The sequence below is a fragment of the Ruegeria sp. CDSA193 genome (assembly GCF_059611885.1).
Genome location: NZ_JBXWPN010000004.1, coordinates 1 through 17,494, shown reverse-complemented (window position 1 = coordinate 17,494; position 17,494 = coordinate 1). Strand labels below are relative to the sequence as shown.

Here is a 17,494-nt window from a genome sequence, read left to right as displayed (position 1 = left end):
TCGTGTTTGGTTGGTCTGCCGTTCAGATCACTGGGAGAGGTCGGCCCGGACGACCCGGGCGACGCGCACCCCTGCTGGGTCTCAAAGGGACAACTTGTTCCAGCGAGATGGGTGCAGGCAGCGCACCCAACGGGTTGGCAAGGGCTGCCACGCGGCCCTCGGTTCGTATTTCTTCGACCAAATCCGCCGCTGTTTCGCTTTCGGCAATTTGATAGCCCGCACTTGTGCCGCTGTGGCCGCCGAAACGCCCTGACGGGCAGAAGGCGCGCATGCCGCCTTCCATATAGACCACTTCATCCTCGTCAAAGAACAGTGCGCTGACATCGAATGATGATGCCGGGACGTCCGACTTGATGCGGAACAAACCGCTCAACTTTCGTGCTGCCACAACAGTCAGATCTGCGGTGCCATGCTCCAATGCTATACCCTGTTCAGGCATGATCCAAATCGTACCTGGGCTGTCGACGGCACTTGGGGGTACGCGGACTGGCAAATACTCGATCCGACTTTCTTCAGTAGGAACCGAAATCGTATCGACAGAAATGCGCCTTACTACCTTAAAGCCGTTCTCGACTGTCCGGATCAGATCACCAGGCTGAATGTCTTCAATCGGCGTCCAGCCGTCGACAGTTGCAACCCTGGTCCCGTGGATCAAGCCGCCACGGCGCGCGTTCAGTTCTACTCTGGTTTCGAATTGTGTCCGGCTTTCCGGAACATCTGAAATACCCATGTCACTCACTACTTCAAACACGTGCCTCCCCCCCTGCTGGCACCAAAAACAATAGATATTCATTAGCATCCAAACCGATCACACGTCCAAATTTTGACACATTTGAGCCTGATTTGGGTCCCAAACCCCGTTGGATAACGCTAAAAACGGAACAACGATCTGTAATCGCCCGGTATTAAGTCCGGCAGGGAAACTATATTTCTGTCATCTAATCAAAAGAGTATCCGAATCTGTCTATATCTTCAGCGCAAGCCTCGGCGACGGCCTCTTGTGATGCGGCTGAATAATAGCTGCGGTAATCTTTCGCCCGCTCTGATCGATTCAGATGCGGCAGCGTGATCCGGAACCCCAAATGGTCGAACAGAGGCTCTGCGTCCTGATCAAACGCTTCGAGTCTGATGAAATACTGGCACTGCTCGATACCATCGGCTCGCGTCACGTAGTGCCGCGCCGGATGCTGACGGAGCGATTGTTGCGTCGCAGGGTGGCAGACAAATCCTTCAAACGAATGGGCGCGGGCCAGCGCGATTACGGGGTGATCAAAGCCTTGCACCTTGAGCCAGTGATAATAGCTGACAAGCCGATCCCAGGGATTTCGGACCAGAGTAAAGACTGTCATCCCCGAAAAGTCATCCGGTGAAAGAACACCTTCGATATCGGCGAGGGTTGAATGTTTCCAAAGGCGGCCACGCGCCGATAGCTGTTTGATCCGCCTATTGCGTTTCTTTGCCTTGGGCGTATCTCCCAGCAAAATATCATCCTTCATCGCGCGCTGTTCCAAAGCCAGCGACAAAGATGTCCCTCCAGTTTTGGGAATGTGGACGAAGATATAAGAGCGACCGCGCGAAATGATCACGATGCGGCCTCTGTAGCGGCGGGACGCGTGGACCGCCAGGCCAGCAGAACTCCGGCCGTTGCGATCAGGCATATGCCGAGGATCTGCAGAACACCGATATTCTGCCCAAAGACCCTCCAGGCGAACAAGGGTCCAAATATCATCACCGAATATTCAAACACCGCCACATAAGAGGTCTCACCGATCTGATAGGATTTGATCAGCATGAATACCGCAATCGTCGACCCTATTGCCTGAACTATAATCCAAGGAATTGCCGGTCCCATTTGCCAGACCCAGCCACGGGTAACGAAGCCCTCCGGCCCAGCGACCGGAACCCCCGGAAACAAGGATAACACGATCAGCCCTACCGCTCCGGCCACTCCCAAGGTTGTCACCATAGCCGCCAGCAATGCCGTTGTGCTTTCCTGCGCGCAGTGGCTTCGGGTGATGACTGAACTGAACGCGTAGAACAGCCCTCCGGCGACCGGCAACAGCGTTTTTGCATCAAACTCGCCGGGATTCGGCTGCAACACGCACAAAATCCCGGCAAACCCTACTGCAACGGCCAGAATACGCCATGGGCCTATCCGTTGCTTCATGGCGACGGTTGTAATCAACAGCACAAAGATCGGCGACGTGAACAAACCCGCCAACGCCTGAGCAATCGGCATCAGCGCAAGCGAGGCAAAATAGAACAACATGGCCAATGTGATGAGAACACTACGCAGGATCACGGGGCCAAGCCTAATCGGGCGCAAGCGGCCCAGCCCAAGCAGTGACAGGCCCATTATCAGCGGTAGCATGAGCAGAGCCCGGCTGAAATGGAACTGCCACAGACCGATCGTTTCGGCCACCAAGATGACCACATTATCAATCACGCCGATGATTGCCATAGCACTGACCATCAGCACCGAGGCCAAAACCGGTGAAGTCTGGGTGTCCGCCTGCATCATTTTCCCCGCGGCATGATGGAGAGCGGTAACAGAATATTCCGCTCGTCTAGGTATCCAGCACATTTCCTGAACATCGCGCAACAGGTTTGCGCCGGTTGAATTTAGCGTGTTAAGCTGGCTCCAATTAAGAACGAGCAGACATCACCCCGATGACGGCACTGAAACAGTTCCAGCGGATCGAAGCCACCGGTCTGTGGCGCCCCTCGCCCGATGTTCAGCGGCGCGAGGTTGTTGTGTCGATTGGCGAAGCGACTCTGACGATATCAGATTTCAACGACCGGGCCCTGACGCATTGGTCGCTGGCTGCGTTAGAGCGCCAGAACCCCGGTGTTTTCCCTGCGATTTACCACCCGGATGGCGACCCGCAAGAGACGTTGGAACTGGCCCAATCCGAAACCACGATGATCGAAGCCATTGACCGTCTGCAGCGTGCCATCGACTGGTCACGCCCCCACCCCGGGCGTTTGCGGTGGTTCAGCGTGGCCGGGGTTGTGGCTGCTGTGGCCGCGCTCATGCTGTTGTGGTTACCGTCAGCGTTACAAAACCATGTCGTATCCGTCGTTCCCGAAATCAAACGTATCGACATCGGCGACACGATCCTGAGGCGCATAGAAAGAGTGTCAGGCCGCGCCTGCGTGTCCGAGGGCACTCAGGAAGCACTGGATCATCTGGCGGCAAGAACGGGCGTGCGCGCAATCGTTATCCTACCCGCCGGAGTACAGACCAGCCTGACCCTGCCGGGTGGAATTGTCCTGTTGAACCGATCTCTGGTCGAAGATCACGAGGACCCCTCGGTCGTGGCCGGGTACATCCTTGCGGAACGTGCACGTGTGCAGGCACAGGACCCACTGGATGATCTGCTGGACCGGACCGGCATCAGATCTGCGTTCCGCCTGCTGACAACCGGTGAGCTGACACCTCAGATTGTCGACAGTTATACCGAAGAAGTTCTATCAGAACCCCGTCCTGCTGTACCCGACGAGAACCTGCTGGAAATTTTTGCCGAGGCAGCTTTGCCCTCGGTCCCCTTTGCCTATGCGACGGACGTGACAGGTGAAACCGTGCTGGGCTTGATCGAGGCCGACCCGATGGCGGGCCAGCCCCAGCAACAGATACTGCCAGATCGCGAATGGGTCCGGCTGCAGAATATATGCGGCGGATAAGCCCGCTTATTTGGTCCCGAACATCCGGTCGCCCGCATCGCCCAGACCCGGCATGATATAGCCTTTTGAGTTCAGCTCACGGTCCAGTGCGGCGGTGACGATGTGAACATCCGGATGTGCCTCTTTCATGCGGGCAACACCTTCGGGGGCGGCCAGCAAGCACAGGAACCGGATATCCGTCGCGCCAGCCTCTTTCAGCAAATCAATCGCAGCGGCCGAACTGTTGCCGGTTGCCAGCATCGGGTCGACAGCAATGACCAAACGGTCCTTCAGCCCCTCGGGCGCTTTGAAGTAATATTGGACGGGCTTCAAAGTCTCTTCATCGCGGTACAGGCCAACAAAGCCAACACGGGCCGAGGGGATCAGTTCCAAAACGCCGTCCAGCATTCCGTTACCGGCGCGCAGGATAGAAACCAGCGCCAGTTTCTTACCTGCCAGGATGGGGGCGTCCATCTCTTCCATCGGGGTTTCAATATGCCGGGTGGTCAATGGCATTTCCCGCGTGATCTCATAGGCCAGCAGCAAGGTGATCTCACGCAGCAACTGCCGGAATTCGGCGGTCGAAGTGCCCTTGTCCCGCATGAGCGTCAATTTGTGCTGCACCAACGGGTGGTCGACGACGGTCAAGTGTTCGCTCATGATATCTCCAGTCTTTTCTTGACCCGCGCACGGGTCGCTTCATCGCAAAAAGCCGCATTCAGGGCGGTTTCATTCAGGGCGGCAAAATCCTCGGCCTCCCAACCGAAAGCTTTGGCCAACATCTCATATTCACGCCGCATTGTGGTATGGAAAAACGGCGGATCGTCGGTGGACACGGTGACCTTGACACCTGCCTCGCGCAACTTGGAAATCGGGTGGCTGGCAAAGTCAGGAAACAGGCCCAGAACCACGTTCGAGCCCGGGCAAACCTCGAGCGTCACACCACGATCAACGATCTCATGCACAAGGTCGGGATCTTCGATCGCACGCACGCCATGGCCGATGCGTTCAACTCCCAGATCACGGATCGCATCGCGGACACTATCCGGCCCGCCGAACTCTCCGGCATGGGTGGTCAGGCGCAGTCCGGCCTCGCGCGCGCAGTCAAACGCCCACTTATAGTCGCCCTGAACCCCCACGGATTCATTGCCCCCCATACCGAACCCAGTAATCCAGTCGCCAGCTGTTTCAGCGGCACAATATGCACTGAGCTTGGCCTGTTGGGGTCCGAAATGCCGGACACAGGTCACCACGCCGCGCAGAGTGATATCGTATTTCCGCTCGGCTTCATCAGCGGCATCCTGAATGGCACTTAGATAGTCGCGCCAGGCCACCAAATCGCCACCGCCACAGAAATCGGGGCTCAGAAAGCTTTCCGAATACACCACCCCGTTCGCCGCGCTTTCTTCAAGAAAAGCCAACGTCAGACGGCGGAAATCCTCAGGCGATTTCAGCACCTCACAGGCGGCCTCATATACGCTGAGGAAATGGGCGAAATCCCGGAAATCATAAGACCCGTCATGTTTGAAAATCCCGCTCAGGTCGATGCGCTTTTCATGCGCCAGCTGACGGATGAAGGCAGGCGGCGCGGCACCTTCGTGATGCAAGTGCAGTTCGATCTTGGGTAGGTCAGCGACAGTCATAGAAAGCTCCGCCCCGGCCCTTGTGCCGGGATATTCAGGTGATTTGCGATACTGGCGGCAATGTCGGCGAATTTGACCTTACCGATCTGCCCCGCACCCTGCCCTGCAATCAGGACAGGTACTTGCTCACGCGTGTGGTCGGTGCCGATCCAGCTTGGGTCGTTGCCGTGATCAGCGGTCAACAACATCAGGTCATCGGGGCGCAACCGGGTCAGAATTGCACCTATCTCTTGGTCAAACCATTCTAGCGCGCGGGCATAGCCGCTGATGTCGCGCCGATGGCCATAGAGACTGTCGAACTCGACAAAATTAGCGAATGTCAGGCTGCCCTCTTCGGCCTCATCGACCAGATCGGACAGATGACCCATCAAGTCAGCATCCGACCCTTTGCGCAGTGTGTCGATTCCCTGCATGGAAAAGATATCGCCGATCTTGCCCACTGCATGAACACGGCGGCCCGCATCCTGACACCAGTTCGTCAGCACCGGAGCGGGCGGCACGATGGCAAAATCCTTGCGGTTGGTCGTGCGGGTGAACCCTTGTTCAGGCGAGCCGACAAAGGGCCGTGCGATCACACGCCCCACTTTCATCTGGTGCAAACGTGGGGCCAGCGCGCGGCAGAGGTCAAGCAGACGGTCTAGGCCGAAACTTTCTTCATGCGCGGCGATCTGAAAGACACTGTCGGCCGAGGTATAGCAGATCGGCCAACCGGTTCGCATATGCTCGGCCCCCAATTCGGCGATGATCGTGGTGCCCGAGGCGTGGCAATCCCCCAAAACCCCTTCGGTTCCGGCGGCCTCGGCTGCGGCCTTGCTCAGATCAGCCGGAAATGATGGTGTTGTATTTGGAAAGTAATGCCAGTCCCACGGCACAGGCAGCCCTGCTAGCTCCCAATGCCCCGATGGCGTGTCCTTGCCCGGTGAATCCTCACAGGCGCAGCCCCACAGACCTGTCGGCTGGGCCAGCAAACCCGGCGTTTCCGCACCCGAGGCCAGTCGTGCCGCAGCACCCAACCCCAGCGCATCCAAATGCGGTAGATGCAAAGGCCCGGATCGCCCCTCTTCCGCCTGACCTTGTGCACAAGCCTGCGCGATATGGGCCAGAGTGTTTGCCCCAGTATCCGGCATGTCGCCATTAAAGAACTGATCAGCATCGGGCGCACCGCCGATACCCACAGAATCCATCACCACAAGGAAGGCGCGGCTCATGGCGTGATCCTCTCGTGGACAAGGGATGGCACCACTGGTTTACCCGTTCCAAGCGTGATCGCCTTTTGAACAGCATCAGCCGCACGTCGCGCGGCATCCTCGCGGGCGGCATGGACGACAGCCAATGGCGCGCCTTTTTCGACCCGGTCGCCCAGTCGCACCAGATCTGACAGCCCGACCGCAGGGTCGATCACATCGCTTTCAACCTGACGTCCGCCACCCAATTCGACAACCGCAAGGCCCAGAGCCTCTCCGTCTATCGTGGTTACATAGCCCGCAGCGGGAGCAGACACTTCGAGGATCACGCTGGCTTCGGGCAAATAGCGCGACCAATCGTCGACAAAGTGAATGGGTGCCCCAACTGCGGCCATCATGCGGCCAAACCGTTCTGCGGCACGGCCATCGCGGATGACCTTGGCGATTTTGTCCCGGCCTTCTTCCGAAGTGGCAAACATACCGGCGTCAGCCAACAGAACCCCGCCCAGCTCGGCAGAGATCACAGCCAACGGCGCGTTAGGCGCTTGGGTCAATACCTTCATGACCTCATCCACCTCAAGTGCATTGCCCAGCGCAGAGGCAAGCGGCTGGTTCATATCGGTTATGACTGCCGAGGTCCGACACCCTGCAGCGTTGGCGGTTTCCGTCAGCGCCCGTGCCAGATTGCGCCCGTCATCAAGGGTTTTCATAAAGGCCCCACTGCCAACCTTAACGTCCAGCACCAGTGCATCCGGGCTGGCTGCAAGCTTTTTCGACAGGATCGACGCGGTGATCAGGTCAAGGCTTTCAACTGTCGCCGTGACATCCCGAATGGCGTAAAGCCGTTTGTCCGCCGGCGCGATTTGCCCGGTGGCCCCGACGATGGCTGCCCCCGTTTCGTTCAGCACCTGCACCAGCCGGTCCTGGCTGATCTGGGTGGTCACACCGGGGATGGATTCAAGTTTGTCCAACGTGCCGCCCGTATGTCCCAGTCCCCGGCCAGAAATCATTGGCACATAGGCCCCAAGCTCGGCCAGTGCGGGGGCCAGTACCAGGCTGACGCTGTCGCCCACACCCCCGGTCGAGTGTTTATCGATTACCGGACCTTCCACATCCCAGTTCAGGACATCGCCGCTGTCGCGCATCGCAATGGTCAGATCGGCGCGGCCCTGCGCGCCCAACCCGCCCATGCAAACCGCCATGGCAAAGGCCCCTGCCTGCGCGTCACTGACCCCACCATCGGCAAGCCCCTGCGCAAACCAGTGCAGTTCCTCGGCGGAGGGTATATCCTTGCGGCGCAACTTTGCGATGATCGAGCGGGCGTCCATGGGGTCAGACATCCTCCATATGCGAGGCGTCAAATGCGCCTGGCAGCAGATCCCCGATAGTGGTTTTCAACTCCGCCCCGTCCAAGCTGGCCAATACCACCTTGACGTCACGCTTGCCGAACTCGGCCAGTTTCTGGCGGCACCCCCCGCACGGCGGTACTGGCTGAGGAGACGACGCGACCACGTAAACCTCGGTCAGTTCCTGCTCGCCAGCAGCGACCATGGCGGCAATGGCTCCGGCCTCGGCGCAAGTGCCTTCGGGATAGGCCACGTTTTCCACATTGCAACCGGAGTAGATCTGCCCCGACAGGGACCGGATCGCCGCGCCGACCTTGAAATTGGAATAAGGCGCATAGGCGTTTTCCCGCACGGACAAGGCTGCGTCTTTCAAGCTCATGGCGATTCCCTATTTTTTGATCATCTGGTCAGAAAGTCATACCCTAAATGAAAGCCCCCGGGGAATTGAAGCCCCGAGCGCAGAATTCCTGAGCCAAAATGCTTAATCCAGAACCGTATTGAACACGCCAGGCAGCGTGACCTCAAGCAGTTCAACATCATCGGTCGGATCAGACAGGCGTGTCCGCATGCCCGGTGGAATGACAAAGGCATCACCTTGTTCCAGCCGATACGGGTCGCGCCCCTCGCCTTCAAGCGTAAGCTCACCGTTCATAACGAAGGTGAAATGAATATCGGTATCATGTGTAGCCCAGGCGGTGTCACCCTGCCCCCGACGCACCACCTGAACGCCTGCGACACCCATCGTGTTCTGGGCAATCGTGGTGTCGCGACAGATGTAGCCCGGCAAACGGAACGGCCCCCATTCTGCCCCCTCGGCCCGGTTGTAGACAAAGCGCTGACCCTGCCATTCGCGATCCGGGCGGTATTGCGGGGTCGGCAACTGCATTTCGTGGTCGATTTCGGTGACATGTTCGGCAGGAACACCAATTTCGATCACCTGCACATTGTCCGATGCTTCCAACACACGATGGCGGATTTCGGGCGGCTGGATAAAGCAATCGCCGGCGGTCAGGCGCATCTTGTCGCCCTGATCCTCGTAAACCACATCGACCCAGCCATGGATGCAGAAAATCAACTGAAACCCGACCTTGTGGAAATGCACCATGTCTGGAACCGGACCGCCATCAGGAATGCGGATATGGCTGGCAATGATCGACCCGCCCAAGCGATCGGGTACCAAATCGCGATAATGCATTCCGGCGCGCCCGATGACCCACGGGGCCTGATCCTTGAGTCTGCGCACGACAAAGGAATGCACGGTATCCGGCATCACCATCGGCGGGTTCAGCTCATCAATTTCGACACGCGTCCCGTTCGGCGCGACCAAACTGCGCTGGCCAGCCGCAAACTCATCCGGATTTTCGGTCAGAATGCGCAACATTCCGGGCGCCTCGGGTGCATCCTGTTCGATCCGTAATCGCAATCCATGCCCCGAGAACACGGCGACCCGAGGGTCATCAGCCGGATAGATCATATCCATCCGCATCCCCAGTACCTTGGTAAAAAACGGGATGTCGTCACGTAATTCCTGCGTCGGCAGACGAATCTCAGCTTTGGTCTGATTGCTGGTCATTCAAGTTCTCTTCGGTCGTGGCTTTGGGCCATCCGATCAGAACAGAAGCCAAAATGCCAATCGAAAAGAACATCTCAAGCGTTTCTTCCAACACAAACAAACGCATGATCATCTGGTCCGACAGGTCGTCTTTCAGTGCGCCACTGACTTCTTCCAACCCCTGCGCAACCACCGCACACATACCGGCCAGAAAGAACACCATTAGAAACGGGACCCGTTGCTTGAACGCACGCCACCCGTTTGGCACCCCGTGCCAGAGCAAGCCTCCCAGAACCAAAACAGCCAGGATGACGCGAACCGCGTTCATATCAAGCAGCGTGTCCAGCCCATTCAGAATCCCATATGGCAGGCTATCTACGGCATAGATATCCGCAGCAAGTTCGCGCTCTGCCAGCAGCAAACAGACGAGACCGATATAGAGACGGGAAATCCCGCGATACCGGAAAAGCGCAATGCCCCCGGCCAGAACAAGTGCCGCGGCCGAAATGGATTCGAACGGGCCGCCCTCATGGCTGAGGGACATCGCCTGCACCGGCCAGATACAGAGGACCACCAAGATCAGCAACGCAACACCAATCGCTGCACCAAACAGCGGCTGGTCCAGCCCAAAGGACCGCTTGGTATCGGTTGTGACGGGTATCGACTGAGATTGTTTTTCCGGGGTCATCTTGGGCCTTCGATCTCCTGTGGAAGCGGTGCCGAATATGAAGATGCGAGACCGTAACCATATTGGAACAAAATTCAACCTACGGCCGTGTTTGGCAAAAATCCATTTATGAAGTGACGTCACGTAGCCAAGGCGCCAGAAATAGTTTAACCCTTCAACCAAATTCGGAACGGAGATGAATTGCCTATGTCTGACACTCCCAACCTGCGACAGGCCGCGCTTGATTATCACGCTCACCCAAAGCCTGGAAAGCTCGAAATCAGGGCTACGAAACCCATGGCCAACGGTCGGGATCTGGCGCGCGCCTACTCGCCTGGCGTCGCCGAGGCCAGCCTGGAAATCAAGGCCGACCCATCCAACGCCGAGCTTTACACTGCGCGGGGCAATCTTGTTGGCGTGGTCTCGAACGGAACAGCAGTGCTGGGCCTGGGCAATATAGGCGCTCTGGCTTCAAAGCCGGTGATGGAAGGCAAAGCGGTTCTGTTCAAGAAATTCGCAGGGATCGACTGTTTCGACATCGAGGTTGACCAATCCGACCCCGAAAAGCTGGCCGATATCGTTTGCGCGCTGGAACCCACGTTCGGGGCGATCAATCTTGAGGACATCAAAGCCCCCGATTGTTTTATTGTCGAAAAACTGTGCCGCGAGCGGATGAACATCCCCGTTTTTCACGATGACCAGCACGGCACCGCAATCGTCGTGGGCGCCGCTGCCAAGAACGCGCTGTACGTTGCCGGGAAAAAGTTCGAGGATATCAAAATCGTCTCGACCGGCGGAGGCGCGGCTGGGATCGCCTGCCTGAACATGCTGGTGAAGCTGGGTGTGAAACGTGAAAACATCTGGCTGTGTGACATTCACGGGCTTGTCTATGAAGGGCGAGCCGAGGACATGAACCCGCACAAGAGCCAGTTCGCGCAAAAGACTGATCTGCGCACGCTGGATGACGTGATCGGGGATGCCGATCTGTTTCTGGGGCTTAGCGGACCGAATGTCCTGAAACCCGAAATGGTCGCGAAAATGGCCAACAGACCAATCATCTTCGCGCTGGCCAACCCGACGCCCGAGATTCTGCCGGACGCAGCTCGCGAAGTGGCCCCCGATGCGATCATCGCAACCGGTCGCAGTGATTTTCCCAATCAGGTGAACAACGTTCTGTGCTTTCCTTTCATCTTCCGGGGCGCCCTGGATGTTGGTGCGACCGAAATTAACGACGCTATGCAGATCGCCTGCGTAGACGGTATCGCTGATATGGCCCGGGCAACGACCAGTGCAGAAGCCGCCGCCGCCTATAAGGGCGAGCAACTGACATTCGGGCCTGACTATCTGATCCCAAAACCTTTTGACCCGCGCCTCGTCGCTGTTGTGTCCTCGTCAGTGGCCCGGGCGGCTATGGACAGTGGCGTTGCCAGGCGTCCGATTCCAGATATGGAGGCCTATAAAGAGCGCCTGAACCAGACGGTTTTCAAATCCGCCCTGATCATGCGCCCGGTTTTCGAGGCCGCAGCAGCTGCGTCGCGCCGAATAGTATTTGCCGAGGGCGAGGACGAACGTGTGCTGCGCGCCGCTCAGGCCATTCTGGAAGAAACCACGGAAACACCGATCCTGATCGGACGTCCCGAAGTCATTGAAGCGCGATGCGAGCGCCTGGGCCTGACCGTGCGTCCCGGCGAGGATTTTCAGATCGTGAACCCGGAACATGACAATCGCTACTATGATTACTGGACCTCATATCACCAGATCATGCAGCGCCGCGGTGTCACCCCTGATCTGGCCAAGGCCATCATGCGCACCAACAGCACAGCCATTGGGGCGATCATGGTCCAGCGTGGCGAGGCCGACAGCCTGATCTGCGGAACCTTTGGCGAATACCGCTGGCACCTAAGCTATGTCGAACAGGTGTTGGCCAATGGCGACCTGCGCGCACATGGCGCTTTGTCTCTGATGGTTCTTGAGGACGGCCCCTTGTTCATTGCCGATACACATGTGCGGCAATTACCAACGCCTGCAGAGCTTGCCGAAACCACCCTGGGCGCGGCCCGTCATGTCCGGCGTTTCGGGTTGGAGCCAAAAATCGCGTTCTGTTCGCAATCTCAATTCGGCAATCAGGCCGAAGGCTCGGGCAAGCGCCTGCGGGCCGCTTTGGAGATTCTGGACTCGGAGCCGCGCGATTTCACATATGAGGGTGAGATGAATCTGGACGTAGCGCTTGACCCGGAACTGCGGTCGCGCATTTTCCCGCATTCACGTCTAGAAGGTGTTGCCAACGTCCTGATATTTGCCCACGCAGATGCCGCCAGCGGTGTGCGAAACATCCTGAAGATGAAGGCCAACGCGCTGGAAGTTGGCCCGATCCTGATGGGTATGGGCAACAAGGCACATATCGTGACCCCCTCGATCACCGCACGCGGGTTACTGAACATGGCGGCGATCGCAGGAACGCCTGTCGCTCATTACGGGTAAAGGGTCACGGATCCCCTCCGGGCACCGAAACAGGTGCCCGGACTGATTCCTTCATATTTGCACCAATACATTTGCAGTTTTGCAAAACTGTGAATTCGGCGCGCAAAATCCATAAATTGCCGACAGGTTTGCAAAAATTTGCAGGGAAATTCTTATACATCTGCAAATATTTTGCGATAAAGTGACGCCCCGTCACTTCGACCGCTTGTCTGCCCCCTATACCCCGCCCTAGACACGGTGCAGGGATTTTTCGGAGGAGACCAAAGTGGCATATCAGGACGTTTACCAGAGCTGGAAATCCGATCCGGAGTCATTCTGGATGGAAGCTGCAAAAGGAATTGATTGGGTTCAGCCACCCAGCAAGGCTTTGTTTGACGACAATGCTCCTCTTTATGAATGGTTCTGTGATGCCAGGGTCAACACCTGCTGGAATGCGGTTGATCGCCATGTCGAGAATGGTCGCGGTGAACAGACGGCCATCATCTATGACAGCCCAATCACCCACACCAAGCGCGAGATCTCATATGTCGAACTGCGCAATCGGGTCGCTACTTTGGCCGGGGCATTGCGGGCAAAAGGTGTCGAAAAGGGCGACAGGGTTATCATCTATATGCCGATGATCCCCGAAGCGCTTGAGGCGATGTTGGCCTGTGCCCGGCTGGGTGCGGTGCACTCGGTTGTGTTTGGTGGCTTTGCAAGCAACGAATTGGCGGTCCGTATTGATGACGCCAAACCAAAAGCAATCATCGCCGCTTCTTGCGGGATGGAGCCGGGCCGTGTGGTGCATTATAAACCGCTGCTTGACGGTGCCATCGAACTTGCCAGCCACAAGCCCGATTTCTGCGTGATATTCCAGCGCGAACAAGAGGTTGCGCATTTGATCGAGGGGCGTGATTTCAACTGGCACGGGTTCCAGTACGGTGTTGAGCCTGCGGAATGTGTTCCTGTCGATGGCAATGATCCAGCTTATATCCTGTATACATCGGGCACGACCGGAGCGCCCAAAGGGGTCGTACGGCCGACGGCCGGCCATCTGGTCGCCCTGAACTGGACGATGAAGAACATCTATAACGTGGATCCCGGCGACGTGTTCTGGGCGGCTTCTGATGTCGGCTGGGTCGTTGGCCACTCATATATCTGCTACGCGCCGCTGATCCACGGCAACACCACGATAGTGTTCGAGGGCAAGCCGGTTGGAACCCCAGACGCGGGCACCTTCTGGCGGGTGATATCCGAGCATAATGTTCGTAGTTTCTTCACTGCTCCCACCGCAATCCGCGCGGTCAAACGTGAAGATCCCAAGGGGGAATTAATCCCTGAATACGACCTCTCCTGCCTGCGAGCCCTGTTTCTGGCTGGAGAGCGGGCAGATCCCGACACGATCGAATGGGCCAAAGACGCGCTGAACGTTCCGGTCATCGACCATTGGTGGCAAACCGAAACCGGTTGGACCATCGCGGGCAATCCGCTGGGGATTGAAGAGCTGCCAACCAAGCTGGGCTCACCTGCCAAGCCGATGCCCGGCTACGACGTGCAGATTCTGGACGAAGGCGGCCACCCGATGAAACCCGGAGAGCTGGGCGCGATTGCGGTAAAGCTGCCCCTGCCCCCCGGCACTCTGCCAACGCTGTGGAACGCCGAAGACCGGTTCAAAAGCTCGTACCTGAATCACTTTCCCGGATATTATGAAACCGGCGATGCGGGCATGGTTGATGAGGACGGGTACCTCTACATCATGGCGCGCACCGATGACGTGATCAACGTCGCGGGCCATCGTCTGTCCACCGGCGGCATGGAAGAGGTTCTGGCCGCGCACCCTGACGTTGCCGAATGCGCCGTGATCGGTGTGTCGGATCAGCTGAAGGGCCAGATGCCGGTTGGCTTCTTATGCCTAAATGCGGGCTGTGACCGCGACCATGGGGACGTCGTTCAGGATGTCGTCAAGTTGGTTCGCGAAAAGATCGGACCGGTCGCCGCCTTCAAGCTGGCCGTGGTTGTCGATCGCCTACCCAAAACGCGGTCGGGCAAGATATTGCGCGGGACCATGGTCTCGATTGCGGATGGCAAGGAATACAAGATGCCCGCCACCATCGACGATCCGGCGATTCTGGACGAAATCACCGAAGCCCTGAAATCCATAGGCTACGCCCAGTAGAATATCGGCACAGTTGCCGCCTCTTGCAACCTGACACTGGGCCTCTACTGTCTGACCAAGACAGTGAGGCCCCATGACAGTGACCGACATCTGGCGTCTGAGCGCCACCGATCTGACCGCGTTGACCCGCAACCGTAAACTCAGCGCGGAAGAGGCCGTAAAAGCCGCAATCGAGCGGATGCATCAGGTCAACCCTTCGTTGAATGCGGTTGTTGAAGATCTGAGCCTGCAGGCGCTGGACCGTGCGCGATATCTGGACAAGGCGGTCGGTGGCGGAGAGCAGCCCGGCCCCCTGCATGGTGTGCCGGTCACCATCAAGATCAACGTCGATCAAAAAGGACATGCGACCTCGAATGGGGTCGTTGCCCTGAAAGACGTGATCGCCCCGGATGATGCGCCAGTTGTTTCCAACCTGCAAAAGGCGGGCGCCATCGTCATCGGTCGCACCAACACGCCCGAATTTTCATTCCGTGCTGACACAGATAACGAACTGCATGGCCGCACGTATAACCCCTGGGGGCGTCATATCTCGCCCGGGGGATCTTCTGGTGGCGCGGGCGCGGCTGTGATGGCTGGGATCGGTGCGCTGGCCCATGGCAACGATATAGGGGGCAGTCTGCGATTTCCAGCCGCCGCCAATGGGGCGGTCACCGTCAAACCGGGTCTGGGTCGTGTTCCGGCGTGGAATCCCAGCCAATCGGCAGAACGGGGCATATTGGCACAATCGATGTCGGTGCAGGGTCTGATCACGCGCTCCGCAGCGGACCTGCACCTGTCCATGCCCAGCTTGATCGCGCCCGATCCGCGCGATCCGTTTCACGTGCCGATGCCGTGGCGGGGTGAGGACCAAACCGGCCCGATCAAGGTCGCCTTCACCAAGCAGACCTTTGGATACGATTTGCATCCCGAAGTCGACAAGGCTCTGGATACTGCATGCGATGCATTGATCGAAGCAGGCTATGTAGTGGAAGAGGTCGCACCACCCGATATCTTTGAAGCTGGTCGTGGCGGGTACCGCGCCCTGATGGGCGAAGTTTTGACCTTGTTGAAAGCCGATATCGAGGCTGCGGGATCAAAAACAATCCGCGACATATTCGAGGTCTACTTTCAGGAATTCCCACCCATAGTTGGCACAGACCTTATCGAAATGCTGGCCAAGCGCAGCCACTATGCGCGCGAGTGGTCTCTGTTCATGCAAAACTATCCTCTGGTCCTGTCACCATTCCTGCCACAGCCGTTCTTCAAACCGGACCGAGATACCGAGGGCGCCGAGGGCGTGCATGAAGTTCTGGGCTGTGCGGTCTATTCCTATGCGATGAACTTCATCGGCCTGCCCGCGGCATGCGTTCCGGCGCGGTTGGCCGAGCTGCCGCGTGGGCCGCAGCCGATCAACATCCAGATCGCAGCCCGCAGATGGCGCGAGGATATGGCCGTAGACGCCGCCGCGGCGATCGAAGACCGGGTGGGGCAAATGTGCCTGCCATTGTGGAAGAAAATGGGGACGTCCTTCTAAATAGACGTTGTCCAAAAAAATAGACCCCGGGGTTTTGTACCCGGGGTCCGCTTTCTAAAATATGCCTAGAAATCCGATAACGAGCGTAGCACCACCTACCCTCGCCCGCACATAAACTGCACGTTCATTTCGAAACCGCCGTTGATGGCCACTCACTTCCACCATGGCGTGTTCTCCAGGCAAGTTCACAGTACCTTAATGTTAATCGGATTCGTGTGAACTGGTTCACACAAGCGCGATTAATTCATACCTGGCCTTTCAATTAGGTGAACTGCTCCGAAATCAGACGCTCTTCCAGGCCGTGGCCCGGGTCGAACAGGATACGGTGCCGGATCGCCGGTTCAGATCGAATTTCGACCCAATCAATATCCGGAAATGAATTTGAATCCGCATCAGCCATGACCGGCCGCTTGTCCGCATCCAACACATCGAACCGCACTTGGGCGATTTTGGGCAGCAGCGCCCCCCGCCAGCGTCGCGGACGAAAGGCTGCAATCGCTGTCAGAGCTAGAACATCCGATCCAATCGGCAGGATTGGCCCATGCGCGGAATAGTTATAAGCCGTCGATCCTGCTGGCGTTGACAGCAAAGCGCCATCGCAAACCAATTCATCCATGCGCACGCGACCGTCCACACTGATCCTCAGCCGCGCCGCCTGAGGGCCTGCCCTTAGCAAAGAGACCTCATTGATGGCTAGCGCCTCATGGATCTTTCCGGACTGATCCATCGCGCGCATCGCCAGCGGGTTGATGACCTCTTCTTCAGCGGCGGAAAGACGGTCCATCAGATCTTCTTCGTGGAACTCGTTCATCAGGAACCCGATTGTTCCACGATTCATGCCATATACGGGCGTATCGAGGTGCTGCATGTTGTGCAAAGTGTGCAGCATAAAGCCGTCCCCACCCAGCGCGACAATTACACCGGCATCACGCGGCGCCGCATTGCCATAGCGCCTGACCAGTTTGTCGCGTGCGGTTTGAGCCACCTTGGCGTCGCTGGCAAGAAAAGCGATTCTTTGAATCATCTATTGTGGTTTCCAGTGCTGCACATTTGGTTCCGAAACAATCATACCTTTCCCCTATAGACCAGACTTGACGCCACCGCTGGCCAAATCGTCGCTTTAAGCCTTTTGCCGATGTCCCGTTTCCGATAGGAAATCCGCAAGAAATCCCAGCATTGTGGAGCCCCCATGAACGCCAATCTACGTGATACCGGTTTTTTCACCCAGTCTCTCTCAGCGCGCGACCCAGAGCTGTTCGGCTCGATCACGTCCGAGCTGGGCCGTCAGCG

At 57.7% G+C, this 17,494-nt stretch carries 15 protein-coding genes; 4 read left to right on the top strand and 11 right to left on the bottom strand.

What is annotated here, in order from left to right:
- Window positions 1–22: 22 nt before the first annotated feature.
- The 3 genes from AC2FLG_RS08215 to AC2FLG_RS08205 form a co-directional block, all read right to left on the bottom strand.
- Window positions 23–751, bottom strand: coding sequence for a Hint domain-containing protein (locus tag AC2FLG_RS08215; RefSeq protein ID WP_496692446.1), 729 nt, complete (start codon window positions 749–751; stop codon window positions 23–25).
- Window positions 752–938: 187 nt separating this feature from the next.
- Window positions 939–1,586, bottom strand: a complete 648-nt coding sequence (locus AC2FLG_RS08210) for a sulfotransferase family 2 domain-containing protein (protein ID WP_496705792.1) — start codon at window positions 1,584–1,586, stop codon at window positions 939–941.
- Window positions 1,583–2,518, bottom strand: a complete 936-nt coding sequence (locus AC2FLG_RS08205; RefSeq protein WP_142632801.1) for a DMT family transporter — start codon at window positions 2,516–2,518, stop codon at window positions 1,583–1,585. Before AC2FLG_RS08205 ends, AC2FLG_RS08210 begins: the two co-directional genes overlap by 4 nt.
- 152 nt (window positions 2,519–2,670) lie before the next feature.
- Here AC2FLG_RS08205 and AC2FLG_RS08200 point away from each other — a divergent pair, with 152 nt between their 5' ends.
- Window positions 2,671–3,684, top strand: coding sequence for a hypothetical protein (locus tag AC2FLG_RS08200; protein WP_496700627.1), 1,014 nt, complete (start codon window positions 2,671–2,673; stop codon window positions 3,682–3,684).
- Between the two features lie 6 nt (window positions 3,685–3,690).
- Here the strand turns inward: AC2FLG_RS08200 and upp are convergent, their stop codons facing one another.
- The 7 genes from upp to AC2FLG_RS08165 form a co-directional block, all read right to left on the bottom strand.
- Window positions 3,691–4,323, bottom strand: a complete 633-nt coding sequence (gene upp, locus AC2FLG_RS08195; RefSeq protein ID WP_142632797.1) for a uracil phosphoribosyltransferase — start codon at window positions 4,321–4,323, stop codon at window positions 3,691–3,693.
- Window positions 4,320–5,306, bottom strand: coding sequence for an adenosine deaminase (locus AC2FLG_RS08190; protein WP_496705790.1), 987 nt, complete (start codon window positions 5,304–5,306; stop codon window positions 4,320–4,322). The genes upp and AC2FLG_RS08190 overlap by 4 nt, the downstream gene beginning before the upstream one ends.
- Window positions 5,303–6,514, bottom strand: a complete 1,212-nt coding sequence (locus AC2FLG_RS08185; RefSeq protein WP_271948024.1) for a phosphopentomutase — start codon at window positions 6,512–6,514, stop codon at window positions 5,303–5,305. Before AC2FLG_RS08185 ends, AC2FLG_RS08190 begins: the two co-directional genes overlap by 4 nt.
- Window positions 6,511–7,818 carry a thymidine phosphorylase gene (locus AC2FLG_RS08180; RefSeq protein WP_496706083.1) on the bottom strand — a complete coding sequence of 436 codons (1,308 nt, stop codon included), beginning with the start codon at window positions 7,816–7,818 and terminating at the stop codon, window positions 6,511–6,513. The genes AC2FLG_RS08185 and AC2FLG_RS08180 overlap by 4 nt, the downstream gene beginning before the upstream one ends.
- A 4-nt stretch (window positions 7,819–7,822) precedes the next feature.
- Complete coding sequence (locus AC2FLG_RS08175; protein WP_142632791.1) at window positions 7,823–8,215, bottom strand: cytidine deaminase; 393 nt, start codon at window positions 8,213–8,215, stop codon at window positions 7,823–7,825.
- Window positions 8,216–8,317: 102 nt separating this feature from the next.
- Window positions 8,318–9,409: a cupin domain-containing protein gene (locus tag AC2FLG_RS08170; protein WP_142632789.1), complete on the bottom strand. Its 1,092-nt coding sequence runs from the start codon at window positions 9,407–9,409 to the stop codon at window positions 8,318–8,320.
- On the bottom strand, window positions 9,384–10,076 hold the full coding sequence (locus AC2FLG_RS08165) for a hypothetical protein (protein ID WP_496705787.1): 693 nt from the start codon (window positions 10,074–10,076) through the stop codon (window positions 9,384–9,386). The genes AC2FLG_RS08170 and AC2FLG_RS08165 overlap by 26 nt, the downstream gene beginning before the upstream one ends.
- Window positions 10,077–10,262: 186 nt before the next feature.
- On the opposite strand from AC2FLG_RS08165, the gene AC2FLG_RS08160 reads away from it, so the two are divergent.
- The 3 genes from AC2FLG_RS08160 to AC2FLG_RS08150 all read left to right on the top strand — a co-directional run bounded on the left by AC2FLG_RS08160 (window position 10,263) and on the right by AC2FLG_RS08150 (window position 16,204).
- Complete coding sequence (locus AC2FLG_RS08160; protein ID WP_142632785.1) at window positions 10,263–12,536, top strand: NADP-dependent malic enzyme; 2,274 nt, start codon at window positions 10,263–10,265, stop codon at window positions 12,534–12,536.
- Between the two features lie 265 nt (window positions 12,537–12,801).
- Complete coding sequence (gene prpE / locus AC2FLG_RS08155) at window positions 12,802–14,691, top strand: propionate-CoA ligase PrpE (protein ID WP_496705786.1); 1,890 nt, start codon at window positions 12,802–12,804, stop codon at window positions 14,689–14,691.
- A gap of 73 nt (window positions 14,692–14,764) precedes the next feature.
- A complete protein-coding gene (locus AC2FLG_RS08150; protein WP_496705784.1) occupies window positions 14,765–16,204 on the top strand; it encodes an amidase family protein in 1,440 nt (479 codons plus the stop codon).
- Window positions 16,205–16,466: 262 nt separating this feature from the next.
- Here the strand turns inward: AC2FLG_RS08150 and AC2FLG_RS08145 are convergent, their stop codons facing one another.
- Window positions 16,467–17,228: an NAD kinase gene (locus AC2FLG_RS08145; RefSeq protein WP_142632779.1), complete on the bottom strand. Its 762-nt coding sequence runs from the start codon at window positions 17,226–17,228 to the stop codon at window positions 16,467–16,469.
- Window positions 17,229–17,494: the final 266 nt, after the last annotated feature.

Bases quoted from the DNA above. Each gene is read 5' to 3' on its own strand.
- AC2FLG_RS08175 (WP_142632791.1), bottom strand. From the start codon at position 8,215: ATGAGCTTGAAAGACGCAGCCTTGTCCGTGCGGGAAAACGCCTATGCG.
- AC2FLG_RS08185 (WP_271948024.1), bottom strand. From the start codon at position 6,514: ATGAGCCGCGCCTTCCTTGTGGTGATGGATTCTGTGGGTATCGGCGGT.
- AC2FLG_RS08160 (WP_142632785.1), top strand. From the start codon at position 10,263: ATGTCTGACACTCCCAACCTGCGACAGGCCGCGCTTGATTATCACGCT.
- AC2FLG_RS08205 (WP_142632801.1), bottom strand. From the start codon at position 2,518: ATGCAGGCGGACACCCAGACTTCACCGGTTTTGGCCTCGGTGCTGATG.
- AC2FLG_RS08190 (WP_496705790.1), bottom strand. From the start codon at position 5,306: ATGACTGTCGCTGACCTACCCAAGATCGAACTGCACTTGCATCACGAA.
- AC2FLG_RS08165 (WP_496705787.1), bottom strand. From the start codon at position 10,076: ATGACCCCGGAAAAACAATCTCAGTCGATACCCGTCACAACCGATACC.
- AC2FLG_RS08145 (WP_142632779.1), bottom strand. From the start codon at position 17,228: ATGATTCAAAGAATCGCTTTTCTTGCCAGCGACGCCAAGGTGGCTCAA.
- AC2FLG_RS08170 (WP_142632789.1), bottom strand. From the start codon at position 9,409: ATGACCAGCAATCAGACCAAAGCTGAGATTCGTCTGCCGACGCAGGAA.
- AC2FLG_RS08200 (WP_496700627.1), top strand. From the start codon at position 2,671: ATGACGGCACTGAAACAGTTCCAGCGGATCGAAGCCACCGGTCTGTGG.
- upp (WP_142632797.1), bottom strand. From the start codon at position 4,323: ATGAGCGAACACTTGACCGTCGTCGACCACCCGTTGGTGCAGCACAAA.
- AC2FLG_RS08150 (WP_496705784.1), top strand. From the start codon at position 14,765: ATGACAGTGACCGACATCTGGCGTCTGAGCGCCACCGATCTGACCGCG.
- AC2FLG_RS08180 (WP_496706083.1), bottom strand. From the start codon at position 7,818: ATGGACGCCCGCTCGATCATCGCAAAGTTGCGCCGCAAGGATATACCC.